Below are 15,313 nucleotides of genomic sequence, written 5' to 3' on the forward strand. Positions count from 1 at the left end.
GTGTGTTAGCGGTTCCAGACTTGCCCGATAAAGGAAAGCCTTAGGAAATTTTGCGTGTCATGTGTGGCCGAATGCAGGAGCGGAGGCGTGATGAGCGGTTCGGCCAGACCGTTATCCTGATTGAAGGAAATTTCCGTCATATTAAAATTCGATTAAAATTTAATAAAATGACACATAAATATTATGCCTGGCACGCTCCTGGCATGCCAAATTGCAGGTTACCAGACAAAATATCCTGGATCTCCTAAAAAGAGTCCTCATAGTCGATCGCCGACAACTTGCTTTTTAGACATTCTGTCAAATACCTCGTTTCCCGGCCTGCCAAAATTTGGAGTAACGTCAGCAGAAGGGTATTTTTACCAATCACCCTATTCGTAAACACCACAATTTCTAAACCCATGACATCAAACCCACTCATTACCCGGCGCGAAATGCTCGGAATAACCGGTATGGCCGGTTTAACAGCGCTGGCAGGATTTCCAACGGATGCTGACGCCAAGACAGCCCCCACACCAGCGCTAGCACGGCCCCGCATCGCCTGTCTCGTCACCTATTGGGCCGCTACGAATTCGCATGCCGACTGGATCCTCACCAAGTTATTGGACGGTTACTGGTGGCAGGGCGCCCACACCCCTTCGCGGGTGGACGTGGTGGCGGTTTACATTCATCAGTTGGATACCAGCCAGCTTGGCCAGAAAATATGCAAAGCGAAAGACATCCCCATCTTTAAGACACCAGGAGAAGCTGTCACGCTTGGAGGGAAGGAACTGGCGGTGGATGGCGTTGTCATCGTCGGGGAGCACGGGGATTATCCTACCAATCTCAAAGGGCAGTGGCTCCTGCCGCGCTGGTGGATCTACGAAAAAGTGATCCGCGTTTTCGAGCAAAGCAAGCGCTCGGTGCCGGTTTTCAATGATAAACACCTCTCCTACAATTGGGACGAGGCCAAATGGATGTTTGACAAATCCCGTGAGCTGAATTTTCCTTTGACCGGCGGTTCTTCCATACCCGTTTATTTCCGCAAGCCCGAGATAGAACTGGACATAGATACACCCATCAAAACGTCAATCGTGATCGGTGGCGCTTCGGATGAAGGGGCGATTTTCCATTGTATCGATGTACTCCAGGCTTTTGTAGAACGCCGCAAGGGCAGCGAGACAGGCGTGAAATCGGTGCAAAGTATACGCGGCCCCGAAACCTGGAAGTGGACCGAAAAAAACCCCTGGGCCAGCAAGCTGCTTGAAGCTGTAAGAATCAAATTTGACCTAAAGCCTGGACATTTTCAGGAGATCGCCAAAGCAAATGTCTGTATCGTCGAATATAATGACGGGACAAAAGCGGCGGTATATGCCGGAAATGGCGTGGGCTGGACGTACGCCGGCGAAATAGCAGGGCAAAAAGACCCGACGATCATCTCCATGCTAGACTGGCCGGGGCCCTTTTCACAATACCACGCTTCCAATTCCCAACCACACTGGATTACGGAAATGATGGTAACCAAAAAGGAACCATTCAACGCAGAAAGATTGCTGCTATCCACTGGAATCACAGACTACTACATGGATTCCAATTGGGAAAATGGAAAGTACTCCCCTATCGGGCGAAGAATTGAAACACCGTTCTTGAATATCAAATACCGCTCGACACGGGGCGCGCAATTCAGCACCGGAGAGCGTCCGCCGAATGTGCCTTATGTAAGGGGCTTTGATAAGTAATTTTTAATGAGTGAATTTGTCATCCTGAGCGCACCGGGCGGCCGAAAGGGCGTAACTACCGGGGCACAGCGCCATTCTGCATTGTGCTTTGGCTACGCTCAGTGTGACAATGTAAGTTGCATGAACAATTGAACCAGTAAACGAATGAAACGCAGAGACGTTCTAAAATCACTAACCCTTTTACCGGTCGCCGGCAACATTCTCCCAAAACTATCCCTTTTGTCCGTCCCCAAAACAAGACCCATGCCCGACCTCCACCGCGACGCGTTCGTCATGGATGGCCACACGCATGTGATGAGCCGGGAACTGATACTGAAAACGGATATCGGCCAGCGTTATAAGGATGGGACGGTCGATTTGCCAAGAGCTAAAGAAGGCGGATTGGATGCGATGTTCTTCTCGGTGTATACGCCTGAAAATTATTATCCGGGCCGGTTCGAGACCAAGAATACTTTCCGAGTCGTAAACCTTGCATTGGACCAGATCAAAAAGAATAATGCGGTAATCGAGCTGGCCCTCACGGCTTCCGACATTGAACGTATCAATAAAAAAGGCAAAATGGCGGCTTTCCTGGATCTGGAAGGTGGTTATGACCTTTACGGCGACCTGGACCTGCTGCGTGCACTTTACAAGCTTGGCCTGCGCTCCATGCAGCTCACAGCTCACAGCACCACCAATGCTTTTATCGATGCCTGCAACGATGTATACACCTGGGGCGGCATTAACGGACATGGAAAAGCCGTGATCAAAGAAATGAATGATCTCGGCATGGTTATCAATGTGGCCCACGCATCCAACGACGCCATTATACAATCAGCCGCCGCCAGCCGGCATCCGGTGATTTACAGTCACGGCGGCTTTCACAAAATTGTAGATCATCCCCGCTGCATTACCGACGAGGCTGCAAAAGCAATCGCCGCAAAAGGTGGTGTGATCGGCGTGCATTTCGGCAGTCTTTTCAACAATCCGAAATACTGGGCCTGGCAGAGAGCCAACAATCCCATCAGGGTGCAACCTGATCCTCAGCCCAAAACACCAAGAATCCTGGCCTCCCAGGTTACCACGCAAACCATCGAAGACGTAGACAGAGAATTCGCGAAGGAGTTGCCATTTACTTATAACAAAACGATCCCTGACGAGTATTGGATGCACGTAGATCAGCTTGCCAAAGTGATCGATTATGGCGTAAACTTAGTGGGCGAGGATCATATCGCTCTGGGTTCTGACTTAGATGGCGGCCCTGAGCTGCCGCACGAAATCAAAGACATCAGCGATTACCCGCAAATCACAATGGCATTGCAAAAGCTGGGTTACCCTGATCAGCGGATCAAAAAGATCCTCGGCTTGAACTGGCTGCGGGTGATCAGACAGGTGACCGAGGGTAAATAGAAGGAATGCGCCATGTTGAGGATACAAAGAGGGCAGTAAATCAATGAGTTACTGGCCCTCTTTGTGACTGACGGCTGCTTTTCCTGCAAACCGTTGCATCCGGAATGTGACGGTCGCCAGAAAATAACGACCGAGCCGGTTGAGTTTGGTTTGTGTGATTGTGCCGGAACTCGTCACAGCGACAAAGCCCGTGTTCTGATTCAACAGGTCAAAGGCTGCCAGACGGGCCGTAGCCCTATTGTTCTTCAAAAATCGTCGTTCGACATACAGGTTCAGCAGGCTGGGATTTGTTGCGCGGACACTCGAGGCATAACCTTTATTGATCAGTTTACTGTATTCATAACTCAAAGTCCAGTCATGAAAATAGCTTTTGCCATTCAGCGCAATGTTCCAGGTCCTGATATTGGCTGATGCGCCGGTGAAATTATTCTGAATTGAGTTGAAAGTCCTGTTGATCGCATAACTGGTGATGAGCTGAGCATCGATAACTTCCGGAATGTCTGCCCTGAAACGGATGGCCGGGACAATGACAAAGTTCCTGGCCAGGTTCCTGGCGGTATGCTCCGCATAGTCTGAGGAATCAATACCGGTGATATAGCCAGTCTGATGATGATAACCCACATGACCGTTCAGCAGCAGGGTATACCGGCGGTTGGCCCATGGGTAGGCGTAGCTGACAAAACCGGATGCCGTATAAAACCCATTCCCATTCCTGTAACGTGTAAGAAAAGTGCCGGCCAGGCGCGGGTCCGGCGTATAATTGGAAGGATAAATAACTGTATTGCTTACAATCTGATGATCTGTTTTTGCGAATGTCAGGTTGCTGAAAAGCAATCTTCCCGTTTCAAAGGAAAAGCGGTTATAGGTCAAATTGACGTTATGCATAAAAGACGGCCTGAGCCCGGGATTGCCTTGCACGGGATACAAGGCATTGGAAAAGTCCGTTACGGGCTGCAACTGGGCAAAAGTTGGCTGAACGTTACTACCATTATAATCGATGCTAAGGGACTGGTTTTGTGAGAATTGATACGAGAAATGGGCTGTTGGCACCAGGTTGAGGCACGATACATGCGCGGAGGTGCCGGTTATGGGTGTCCGGCCATCGAGCTCCGCAGGCTGTAGCGCAAGTCCCCCGGTATAATTGAATTTACCCTTGTTGCTATGATGGTAATTCAAACCGATCCTGCTCGCCGAAAACGTGTAATCATACTGGTTGCTGAGCGCGCTGTCGGGAAGGTACGAACGGCCAGACTGATCCGGCAATAAAGTCTCCTTGCGGTAGCCGTTAACCGACCTGCCGAGGATGTAAATCAATTCAAGGTAGTTAGACCCGCCCATCGGCTCCAGGTAGGATGCCGTTATATTGTATGTATAAGCATGATTTCCGGTATTGATCTGCTGGCGCGGAGGTGCGATGATGGCACCGGATGTGAATTGGTAAGAGGTTCCCTGCTTTGCATCGCTCCGGTCGAAATCGAAAGAAGTCTCGATATTTAAGTTCCGTCCTGCTTTCCGGAAGCGGTGATTATACAAGGCGGACATGCCATAACCCGGCGTCGTGAACCTACTTCCGGTTGTTGCCGTATAGGCAGTGCTTATCCGATTGTCGCGTGAAGCACTCACATCCGCCTGCTGATCACCATCAACCCGAGCATATTTAAAGAATGAACTGATCTTCAAATAATTAAAATCATCCGACTTGTACTCCATGTTCCAGCTTAACCGGTGGTCGATATTCCTGTTGGTCGATTTCGCCGACTGCACACTCATACTCTGGCCACCCACAGATGTGTTTTCGATTACTGTACTGCTTCGGAGCAGCGTCGTATTGTCGCTAAAACCATAGCTTCCGTAAACCAGTAGCTTTTTCCCCCACTGGTCGCGGAAATTGGCCCCGGTGGCCCGGGTTGTTGTAATGCCATTTTGTGCTGCCGTTTGCCCGGTAAAATTGCCGGTTACGGCATTCCCGGTTTTCCCGTTATTGATGGCAACCTCTAATGCCAGTTTTTTATTAACCACAGGGTCAGTCGAGGCCGGCGGACCACCCGGCGTGCCAAATGAAAAAGTATTGATGTTGGTATTATTGACATTGGCAAGTATCGCAAGTTGCTGAGCACCCCTGAAATTGAAGGCATTGACCAACCCGACATAACGGTTGCCGCTTTGTGCCCCGCTATTGCGCGGGAGCGCGTCGGCACCTTCACCCGCCGTAACCTGACCGGTATACCCGTAATTTTTATCTGCTTTGACATTGATGTTCATAATCTTGACAGGTTCGGCAGTTTTAAGGCCGGTCAGGTTGGCCTTGTCGCCGTAGTCGTCGATGATCTGGATGTTTTCTACAATATCGGCGGGCAGGTTTTTAGTGGCCGACTGAACATTTCCGTCAAAGAAATCCCTTCCATTTACACGCACTTTCGTGACCGGCTTGCCCTGCGCCGTAATATTCCCTGCGACATCAACTTCCAGGCCCGGCAATTTTTTGATCACCTCTTCGACAGCCGCCTGATCCCGCACCTTATAAGCACCGGCGTTGTACTGGATCGTATCTTCTTTAAAAATCACGGGATTTACACCAGTAATGGTTACCTGGCCGAGCAGATTTTCTTCAGTCCTCAGAATAACGGTATCGAGTTGCACAGGTCTGTGGTCGTCCGTAAGCAGGTAATGTTTGACAAGGCCATGGTAGCCCACCGAGGAAAAGGTTAAAGTCAACTTAATCCCTTTCAAGTTTTTGAACAAAAAATGACCTGTGGGATCTGACGAGGTTCGGAGGGTATCCCCTATTTGGCCTACCAGCCCGATTGTTACACCGGGAATAACCGCTTTTAGAGAATCTGTGACAACACCCCTGACTTCCCTGCCCGATTGCGCAAAGGCAGCGTGATACATCCCCAGCAGAATACCCAGCCCCAGTAATACTGATTTCATATTTTCCGATTGTTTATCTTAGGTAGCCGGGCAGGCCCAGTCGTTGCACTTTATTTTATTTTTTTAATTTTTTGCAACGCCCGGGTATATCGGGTTACCTGTAGGAAGAATTAAGCAAGATTGCGCAATTGGGTAAAAGCGAAGCTGAACTAATCATGAGATGCCGCAGGGGGGATCTGGCCGGGTACGAGCTGTTGTACAACAGGTTTAGCCGGGCGATGTTCCATACCAGCCAGCGGATCGTTATAGATGCAGCGGATGCCGAAGATATTTTGCAGAGTGCCTTTATGGAGGCTTTCAGTACATTAAATAAATTGAAGGATCCCGAGGCCTTCGGAGGCTGGCTTAAAAGGATCGTGATCAATCAATCATTGAACCATTTAAGGCGAAATAGTAAAGGACATATCGATCTGGAGGATTTGCATGACCTGGCGGATGATCAGGACGTGGATGAGCTGGAATTTCAGAACCAACTGGCAGATGTCATACGGGCACTGAATGAGTTGAAAGATGAGTACCGCACGGTGATCAACTTACATGTTTTCGAAGAAATGAGTTTTGAAGAGATTGCGCCACTGCTGCAAATCTCATCCTCTACGGCCAGAAGCCATTATTTTCGGGGCAGGCAAAAAATCCTGCAGATGATCAAACATAAAAGACCGGCAGATGGAAGATAAGTTCAAAAAATACCTCGGACAGGAGAAAGCACGGCTGGAGAAGGGCGGCCCATCTCCGGACCTATGGGAGAAATTGAAAAACGACTTGTTATTACATGAGCAGGACAAAGCACATTCACTCAAAGTACGGAGGATAACAATGGGCATAGCGGCCAGCCTGTTGCTGACCATAGGCGCTGGCTATCTCTTGGTGACCAATCCATTCCAATCCCCCGCTAGTGCCCCCGTTATTTCGCTTGGCAAGAAACGGGTCGACGAACCGGCAAAAACAACCACCGATACACCCGTTACCAGGGACCATAACCTCACAGAACTGGCAGGACTCCGGCATTATACCCGTTTGATCGAGGCAAAAAAGGCCCAACTGCAGCCTTTGAAAACCATTGATCCCGAACTGTACCGAGAATCGCAGCACGCGATGGAAATGCTCGGTAACCTTTATTCCGAGCTGGAGGGACAACTAGCCGTCGGCGCAGACGCCGAAAAAGTCCAGAGTACCATGATTGAAAACCTGAAAATGCAGGATATGATATTGGCAAATCAGGTACAATTGGTTAAAGAATATAAGGATTTATGAAAATACTGGTAAAACGGATACTGAAGTCCTGCGTGTTACTGGGTCCGTGTCTCTGGTTAACCGGCCACATTGCCCGTGCGCAGCCTCCGCAAAAAACCACAACCAGGACTTTCCCTGTAACCACAGACGACAGTCTGAATATTGATCATCAATATGGAGATATTGTGATTAAAACGTGGGCAAAGCGGGTGGTACTTTTAAAGGCAACGACTACCGGAAATATCAGTATCAGCGCAACCAAGGACCGCGGAGTGATCCATCTCGTTACCAAGATATCGGAAGATCCCAAAAACCAGGCTGTCAAGGCTGGCTGCCGATATGAGATTGTTGTACCGGAAGGGTTACCGCTCACAATCAAAAACAAATTTGGCAACATTCGGATAGGCGCTTATCGGGGGCCACTAACCATAGACCAGAAATTTGGGAACCTGATCGCCGGAGACTTGTCGGGATCGGCCAATCTGAGGGTCGAACAGGGCAACGTAGACATTTTGAATATACTGTCGGGCGAGATACGGGCCTATGTATTTGATCATGTTAAAGTGACACAAGTCCGGGGGAAACTGGCTGGGGCTTTCTCCGGCGGCAATATCCTGGACCTGTCATTGGTTCGCAGCACCGACAGTCTCTTGCTCAAAATGGACAACATTCGGGAAGTTAATCTCAGAGGACTGCAAAATATCACCCCGCAATATAGTATCAGAACTTTGCTGGCCCGGGTGATCAATCATAGTGCGCTTGAACTGAAACCGACACAAGGCGACAATCAAAAAAAGGAAACCCCACGAGATACAGTAGTCCATAGCAAGGACAATATCATTTTTAGAAAAAAAATGGAGGAAGCGAAAAATCTGAAAAAGACGAATTTCTATGATGGCTTTGTATCTCCGGGCAATACCTCCATTCGAATGGCTCTTGCCTTCGGCACCTTAAATCTTTATGGCGAATGAATTTGTCGACGGCCTGTCCGGCGTCCGGGATATAGTGAGCGGCGGGGTTGTCCATTTTCAACTATTCAACCGCTGTCCATTGTCCGGGCCGGACGCTGATTGTTCATAATCGGACAGTCTACTTCCCACCTACCTGCAAAAATGGCTGTTCCAACTGGTTTTTGACTCATCCAGCTTTCTGGCATATCATTTGTTATACAGAAACGGATTATATGTCAAAAATGAATAGATCCTGTTTTCCTGACGAGAAGGAGTGATCTGGGCAAATTTGGCAAGGCCTTGGACAGACGTATTCTGGAAAAGTCGCCGCTGCTGTCCATCCTCCGTTTCAAGTGGAATTGATCGTCTTTCCGAACTCATGAAATCAGAACAGTCAACATCGGATCAGCCACCCCGGTTTCTTACCAGCTTTATAAAAATGCTGGTTGCGCCGCACCTGCGCGAACAGATACTAGGCGATTTGCAGGAGCGATTCGCGCGGCGGGTGCAGATGCAGGGAACTTCAAAAGCCAGGAGAAGGTACTGGCTGGAATCGTTGGCATATGTCCGCCCGGCGTTTATCAAAAGACAAAAAAATGAATTTTCTTCTTCCCCTTTTTATAGCCATGGTATGCTACGAAACTATTTCAAAATCGCGCTTCGCAATCTGAAGAGACAAAAAGTCTCAACCAGCATTAATGTTATTGGTTTAGCCATTGGATTGGCTACCTGCATCCTGATCATGCTGTATGTGCAGGATGAACTATCCTACGACCGTTATAATGAAAAAGCAGACCGGATTTTTCGGGTCGGGCTTACATTGAAGTTGGACGGGAAGGACGTCGGCGGATCCCTGCTCGGTATGAACGCAGCCCGCGACTTGCAACAGCAATTTCCGGAAGTAGTAAGAGCAACGCGTTTCAGGGGACAGGGCGGCGAGTTTGTTAGCTACGGAACAACCTCATTTAAAGAGGATAGGCTGCTGGTTGCCGACTCTTCATTCTTCGATGTATTCACCATTCCGTTTTTGAAAGGAGACCCCAGGCATGCACTGACCGAGCCAAACACAGTGATCTTGACCGAGGAGACCGCCCAGAAATATTTCGGCAATCAGGACCCGGTTGGAAAAGTATTATCATTTGGAGGTGAAAAGGCACCCTACCGGATAACAGGCGTGGTCAGAAATGTACCTGCAAACTCACATTTTCAGTTCAATATGCTGGCTTCGCTAGGGGGTGAAGATCAAAATATAAAGGATGCAGGATGGCTATACAGAATGAATTACGTGACGTATTTGCTGCTCCCTGAGAAATATGACTACAAACACTTAGCGTCTAAAATTTCCCGACTTGCTGAAAAGCAGATTGGGGGTGAAATACAAGCATTCCTGAAAATCACCCCAAAACAGTTCCGTGAGAAGGGCGACGATTTCGGGGTTTTCCTGGAACCGCTCACCGACATCCATTTGTATTCCAAGTCCGGATCAGGCTCTGGCGGGAATATCATGTACGTATATGTGCTCACGGCCATTGCAGCCTTTATGCTGCTGATCGCGTGCGTGAACTTTATGAACCTGTCCACTGCCACCGCAGTGCGGCGCTCGCGCGAAGTTGGGGTTCGTAAAGTGCTGGGTTCGGTAAAGGGGCAATTGCGGCAACAGTTCCTGATTGAATCGATTATGCTGGCGATGGTAGCGCTTGGAGTCGGATTGTTTCTTGTAGCATCGGCGTTGCCTTTATTCAACCAACTGACAGGCAAAACACTTACAATCCATTTGTTGAGCAGCCCTATTATAGCAGCCGGGCTGGTAGGTGGCACCGTTTTGGTGGGTCTGATGGCAGGCAGTTATCCGGCTTTTTACCTGTCTTCATTTAAGCCTGTTTCGGTCTTGAAAGGACGTCTGATGGCTGCGAAAGGAGGCATCAATCTGCGAAGTGGCTTGGTGGTATTTCAATTTTTTGTCACCATTTCGATGATCATCGCTACCGTTACGGCAGACCGGCAGCTGCGTTATATGCAAAGCCAGAAAGTGGGTTTCGATCGTGAGCAAGTGCTGGTTATCCAAAATACACATATGCTTCGCAATAACGAAGCCGTATTTCGCGAACAGATCATTCAATATCCGCAGGTTATCATGGGGAGTATCTCGGGCCAGGTACCCGTTGGGAACTCCATCATGGATAATACCACCGTCATGCCCAGAGAAAGACCTTACCAGGGTATCATGAGCCGGTTCTATTTTGTTGATCCTGAGTATATCCCTACACTGGGGATGCGCATGGTTCAGGGGCGCAATTTCTCAAAAAGTTTCCCTACTGATGCATCCGGCGTCATACTGAATGAAACTGCTGTAAAGGCGCTCGGGTGGCCACAAAACCCGGTTGGAAAAGAGCTGATCGGTCACACGGACGACAAGGGTGTAAAAACCTATTACCGGGTTATTGGCGTGGTAAAAGACTTTCATTTTGAATCCCTACGGCAAAAAATCGGGCCTCTGGTGATGTTCCTGGGCGGAAATTCAGGCAATATTCTGGTCAAAACACGTACTGAGAATCTCCCGAAGTTACTCGCTTCACTGAAGCAACAATGGGAGTCATTTTCGCCCGCAGCCCCTTTTTCCTATTCGTTCCTGGATGACCGCTTTGAGCAGGTTTATGCTACCGAACAGAAAATAGAACAAGTGCTGACTGTATTTTCAAGCCTGACGATCTTCATCGCCTGTTTAGGGTTATTCGGACTGGCTACCTACACCGCCGAACAGCGTACAAAAGAGATTGGCGTCAGGAAAGTACTTGGCGCGTCGGTGGCCAGTGTGGTGGCCCTACTCTCGAAAGACTTTCTCAAACTCATCCTGATAGCGCTCGTGCTGGCCTCCCCTGTTGCCTGGTGGGCTATGGACCAATGGCTGAACGATTTCGCCTATAAAGTCACGATCGACTGGTGGATTTTTGCCCTGGCAGGTACGCTGGCCCTAGGGATTGCCCTGCTGACGGTGGGTTTCCAGAGTATCAAGGCTGCATTAACGAACCCTGTAAAAAGTTTGCGCAGCGAATAGCCCATTTTGGAGTTTCATCATGTTTCAGCACCATAGCAGGAAATGTTTATAAATACATCCCAATCAGGGCCGTTATCCGCAAGAAGATTTGACAAAATGACAAGCCGTAGTCAGCTTGTCATTTTGTCAAACACAGCCCGCTGCTCCGTCAGGGATCTCACTTTATCGTCGGGGTTTGTGTGGCATTCCAGGAGTACCCAGCCTTTGTAGTTCATTTTGATAAGGTTCGCAATCAATTGCTTATAGGGATAATCCGTCCGGTCCAATTCCCTGACATGGATGGTATCGCCGAAAAATTGCTTGACCAGGTCAAAATTGGATTGAAAACCCTGCCCGTTTAAATCCTGCGGATTGCAATTCCAGCAGATCTTCGCGTTTTTATGATCGGCGTAGTCCATGATCTTTTTGATATTGGGCAATTCCTGAGTCTGCTCGCCATGCACTTCCAACCGAAGCTGCTGGCCAAAACCAGCCGCGTAATCCGCCAACTCATGCAGGGAGCGGCCAATTTGTTCGAGGGTTTTTTCTGCAGGCACTTCCTGGTGCAGCGCATTGGGTTTCACTTTTACGCCCGTGCCGCCTATGTCGGCGCTCAGCCGGATAAATTCTTTCGTGCGTTCGACGGAAGCCTTCAGTTTATCCTGATCGGGATAATCGTACTGCTGATTGGTACCAAGGCCAACGATCTTCACCGGACTGTCCGCAAATTTCTTCTTCACCTCAGTCCTTTCCGCGGCAGTGAGCTCGGGCATTACTTTGTGGGCGTGCTCAACCCTAAGTTCAACCCCATGAATGTGGGTTTCAGTCAGATTCCTGATAATCGTCGGGACGTCCCAGTCCTTTCCCCACAGATAAGTCACAAAACCCAGTTGCATCTGTGATCTGAGCCTTAGCAGTTGGTCCGCCAGAAGGTCTGTCGAAACCATCGATGCCCCGGTCGTCAGCGCCGCTTGCCCTAAAAATATCCTCCTGTTTATCAACATGTTTTTGTCAGTTAAATGGATAACCCACAGTCAGAAGACCAAAACCCGACAAATATCATCGGATTTTCATGCTGCGATCAAAAAAATAAAAGCACTCGCGGAAAGGCATTTCGCTTTTTTCTACCTCCCGCAAATACCTTTGAAGTCGCAATAGGTGCAGGTATTCAGGTCGTCTGTCTTACGAAATGGAACGTCCGGATCAAGCATGACATGGAGTATATCCGTTATGATTGCTTCCGACTTTCGGATAAAATCAGCCGGCGCAAGTTCTTCTGTCAGTTCTAACGGATTGGCGATCAGGTTTTTGGGGTCACGAAAGGAATAAAAGCCGGATTTGACGGCATACGCTCCAAAATTGAAGGTTTGGTCCCTGATCCTGAGCCCTTTTTCGTCCAGCATCTTCCGGTACATCAGATATTCGTACATCCAAAGCTGTCGTACATAGCCCATCTTCCGGTCGGGGTCCGTGCGGATTACCTCGTCCCGACGCGCCGGATCGGCCAGTTTTTGTTTCCCGGTGAGCTCCACACTTCCTGTTTTATAGTCCATTACATACAAAGTGCCGTCTTCGCTTTGTTCTATACGGTCTATCTTCCCGCCCAGCCTTACCGGCGTGTGCGAGCCCTGAAGGACCAGGTTAATCAGGGTGCTCAGGGGCTGTTCCGCCGCCAGGATTTTACGTCTCGGACGCAGTGACATATGGTGGTTCAGAAACACCAGAATTTGCTGTTCCCCGATCTGATAGTAAATCCGGTTTAGACCTAAATCCGTAACGTATCCTCTGAATAACCGATCGAATTCCGCTCTTAATACTACTTTGATCTGCTCTTCGGACGGGTCACGGTCGTTCAGGAAAAATTCCTTATCCAGCCGTTCGAGCGAAGCGTGAAGCCACGTCCCGATTTTGTCCATTCCCAGTTCCTCCTCCACTTCTTCCTTTTCCCTGACACCCACAATGTGTTTGAGATAAAACTGCATGGAGCAGCGGATAAATTCGTTCAGATGCGTGGGGTAAATACCTTTATTGGCCAGGTAATTCCGGATCACTCCAATCATCTCGTCATCTTTTCTTACAATTTCTTCCAGTTCCTGGTGTTGCCTGGTCTCGAAGACGACGGTCTTATTTTTAATCCTTATTTGCGGGTTGTATTGAGTCAGTTCATATTCCAGTTGTCTGATAAAGCGGCTTTTTTCACCACCTCCCGGCGCATCATTCGTGCTGGTATATAAGATGTGCACTTCTTTTGCACGCTGCAGAAGCCGGTAAAAATGATACGACATCACCGCCTCCTGATGCTGGTGCGTGGGCAGTCCCACGGCCTGTGCTGCATCGAAAGGAATGAGCGAATTTTGTCTTTTTGCCTGCGGCAACATACCCTCATTCAACGAAAGGATGATGATCCTTTCGAAATCTAGGGCACGCGTTTCCAGCATCCCCATAATCTGCAGGTTACTGACCGGCTCGCCGCTGAACGGGATCTTGGTTTGGCGGATCAGCTCAAACATAAATGAACGCAGGGTCCTTAACGTGATAAGTTCCCCTTTTTCATCAATGGTTTGTTCAAACTGTTTTAAAAGGGTGTAAAAAAGATAGAGGTATTCCGTCTCCAATGCATTTTTGTAATCCTTGTAAACGTCCCTGAGCAACTCGATCAATCTGTAAAACGTCTGGATAACCTGTCTCGAATTGTTCCTTTGCCAGTGTGTGAAAAGAATCTGGAAAAGCGGGTGGCTTTCACTTAATGCGAGCAGGTCTTCGGAGCTCAGGAAAACCTGGTTGTCTCTTGTGATGGCCGATAATGTCCGTTGAATGATCGTTTGCCCATCGTCCAAAGGTGAAAGTGCCACATGCTCATAGTGCCTGATAAAAGGGTGGTTCAGGATCTTGTCGATGGATTTATGCCCGAATTTTGGGATGCGGACTGTTTTGCCACTTTTATTTTTGAATTCAACCACATTCTGCTGCAATTCGAAAATACCGTCGACGAGCGTATACAAAAGTGAGTTGCGCATGGACAGGCCCATGGTTACATTCAAATCGCGCACTTCCTCGTCGAGCGAATAAAGCATGGGCAGCAGCAGGTTTTCGTCTGCCAGGACAATGGCAGTCACCACCGGCTTTTCCGGATCTTCTGTCCGTTTCATTTGCTGATAAAGTTGTCCGGCGACTTTAGTTTGCAGCGTGGCATTCGGGACACCATACACCGTGATGTCTTTTTCGGAGGTAAGGAGGTGATCGGTTGTCCAGTTCCATGACCCGAACGTCGCGCTTTTCTGATAGTTTCTGAGACTGATACCCGCTTCTACCCCCGTATTTTCGGACATATAGTACCGATCACTGTCCCACAGCACTTCGGCTTTTTTTACCTTAATCAATGAGGTTACGATAACGCGCTCCGATTCGGTGAACGCATTGAAACCGGCGAAATAGGTACGATCATATTCGCCGCGTTTTGAAAGTATGTTGTCGACATCACCGGCGAGCTCGCGATAAGCCATCCCGCGATATGCTTTTCCTTTGATGTGAAGCCTGTTCCTGAATGTATTATAGACTTTTTTGATATTTTCAAACAAAGAAAAATACTGTTTTTGACCACCCTCGCTTTGTAATGTCTTGCCTTGCGGAAGTGCTTCTTGCCAGCGGGTAATCGCTTGCGCCTCTGACAGATAGTCGAACAGGTAGTCGGTTTTTACCAGGTATTGGTCTATTTTGTCCAGATCATTTAACAAAACAGACGCCCAGCCCATAAACCGGTCAAACTGGATGTTCGGATCGATTTCGTGGAATGTTTCATAAAGGTCGAAAAGCAAATGAACAGGATCCTCAATTTCGAGCGTGCATAGGCTCTCCACGAAATCATCGACCGCCATGACAGCCGGGCTCATCACGGGGCGCGAGGTTTCTATGGCCAACTCCTGCATCAGGAAAAAGGCGGCCCGCCGGGTAGGGACAATCACCTGAACCCGTTCCAGCGACGCATGGTTACTCAGAATGTGCCTCGCAACAAGATTCAGAAACGATTGCATAGATTGTTTGATACTTTGAACTTGAATTCC

The 15,313-nt window shown here is 48.8% G+C and carries 10 protein-coding genes; 6 read left to right on the forward strand and 4 right to left on the reverse strand.

All coding sequences use genetic code 11. The features are described 5' to 3' along the window. Window positions 1-5: 5 nt before the first annotated feature. Window positions 6-140, reverse strand: a complete 135-nt coding sequence (locus AC1XUF_RS28095) for a hypothetical protein (RefSeq protein WP_483345194.1) — start codon at window positions 138-140, stop codon at window positions 6-8. A 258-nt stretch (window positions 141-398) separates the two neighbouring features. Between AC1XUF_RS28095 and AC1XUF_RS28100 the strand changes: the two genes are divergently transcribed. Beyond that, window positions 399-1,715, forward strand: a complete 1,317-nt coding sequence (locus AC1XUF_RS28100) for a hypothetical protein (protein WP_483345195.1) — start codon at window positions 399-401, stop codon at window positions 1,713-1,715. A gap of 144 nt (window positions 1,716-1,859) precedes the next feature. Continuing rightward, complete coding sequence (locus AC1XUF_RS28105) at window positions 1,860-3,104, forward strand: dipeptidase (protein ID WP_483345196.1); 1,245 nt, start codon at window positions 1,860-1,862, stop codon at window positions 3,102-3,104. Between the two features lie 48 nt (window positions 3,105-3,152). Here AC1XUF_RS28105 and AC1XUF_RS28110 read toward each other — a convergent pair whose 3' ends face one another. After that, window positions 3,153-6,035 carry an outer membrane beta-barrel protein gene (locus AC1XUF_RS28110; protein WP_483345197.1) on the reverse strand — a complete coding sequence of 961 codons (2,883 nt, stop codon included), beginning with the start codon at window positions 6,033-6,035 and terminating at the stop codon, window positions 3,153-3,155. A 155-nt stretch (window positions 6,036-6,190) separates the two neighbouring features. Between AC1XUF_RS28110 and AC1XUF_RS28115 the strand changes: the two genes are divergently transcribed. The 4 genes from AC1XUF_RS28115 (at window position 6,191) to AC1XUF_RS28130 (ending at window position 11,273) form a co-directional block, all read left to right on the forward strand. Continuing rightward, on the forward strand, window positions 6,191-6,712 hold the full coding sequence (locus tag AC1XUF_RS28115; protein WP_483345198.1) for an RNA polymerase sigma factor: 522 nt from the start codon (window positions 6,191-6,193) through the stop codon (window positions 6,710-6,712). After that, a complete protein-coding gene (locus tag AC1XUF_RS28120; protein ID WP_483345199.1) occupies window positions 6,702-7,289 on the forward strand; it encodes a hypothetical protein in 588 nt (195 codons plus the stop codon). Before AC1XUF_RS28115 ends, AC1XUF_RS28120 begins: the two co-directional genes overlap by 11 nt. Next, the gene (locus AC1XUF_RS28125) at window positions 7,286-8,239 is read left to right on the forward strand and encodes a hypothetical protein (protein WP_483345200.1); all 954 of its coding nucleotides are present in this window, start codon (window positions 7,286-7,288) and stop codon (window positions 8,237-8,239) included. The genes AC1XUF_RS28120 and AC1XUF_RS28125 overlap by 4 nt, the downstream gene beginning before the upstream one ends. A 358-nt stretch (window positions 8,240-8,597) precedes the next feature. Next, on the forward strand, window positions 8,598-11,273 hold the full coding sequence (locus AC1XUF_RS28130; protein WP_483345201.1) for an ABC transporter permease: 2,676 nt from the start codon (window positions 8,598-8,600) through the stop codon (window positions 11,271-11,273). A gap of 110 nt (window positions 11,274-11,383) precedes the next feature. On the opposite strand, the gene AC1XUF_RS28135 is transcribed toward AC1XUF_RS28130, so the two are convergent. Next, complete coding sequence (locus AC1XUF_RS28135; RefSeq protein ID WP_483345322.1) at window positions 11,384-12,199, reverse strand: sugar phosphate isomerase/epimerase family protein; 816 nt, start codon at window positions 12,197-12,199, stop codon at window positions 11,384-11,386. 177 nt (window positions 12,200-12,376) lie between these two features. Then, a complete protein-coding gene (locus AC1XUF_RS28140; protein WP_483345202.1) occupies window positions 12,377-15,283 on the reverse strand; it encodes a PD-(D/E)XK nuclease family protein in 2,907 nt (968 codons plus the stop codon). Window positions 15,284-15,313: the final 30 nt, after the last annotated feature.

This window comes from Dyadobacter sp. HNCC25DJ185 (assembly GCF_056895195.1).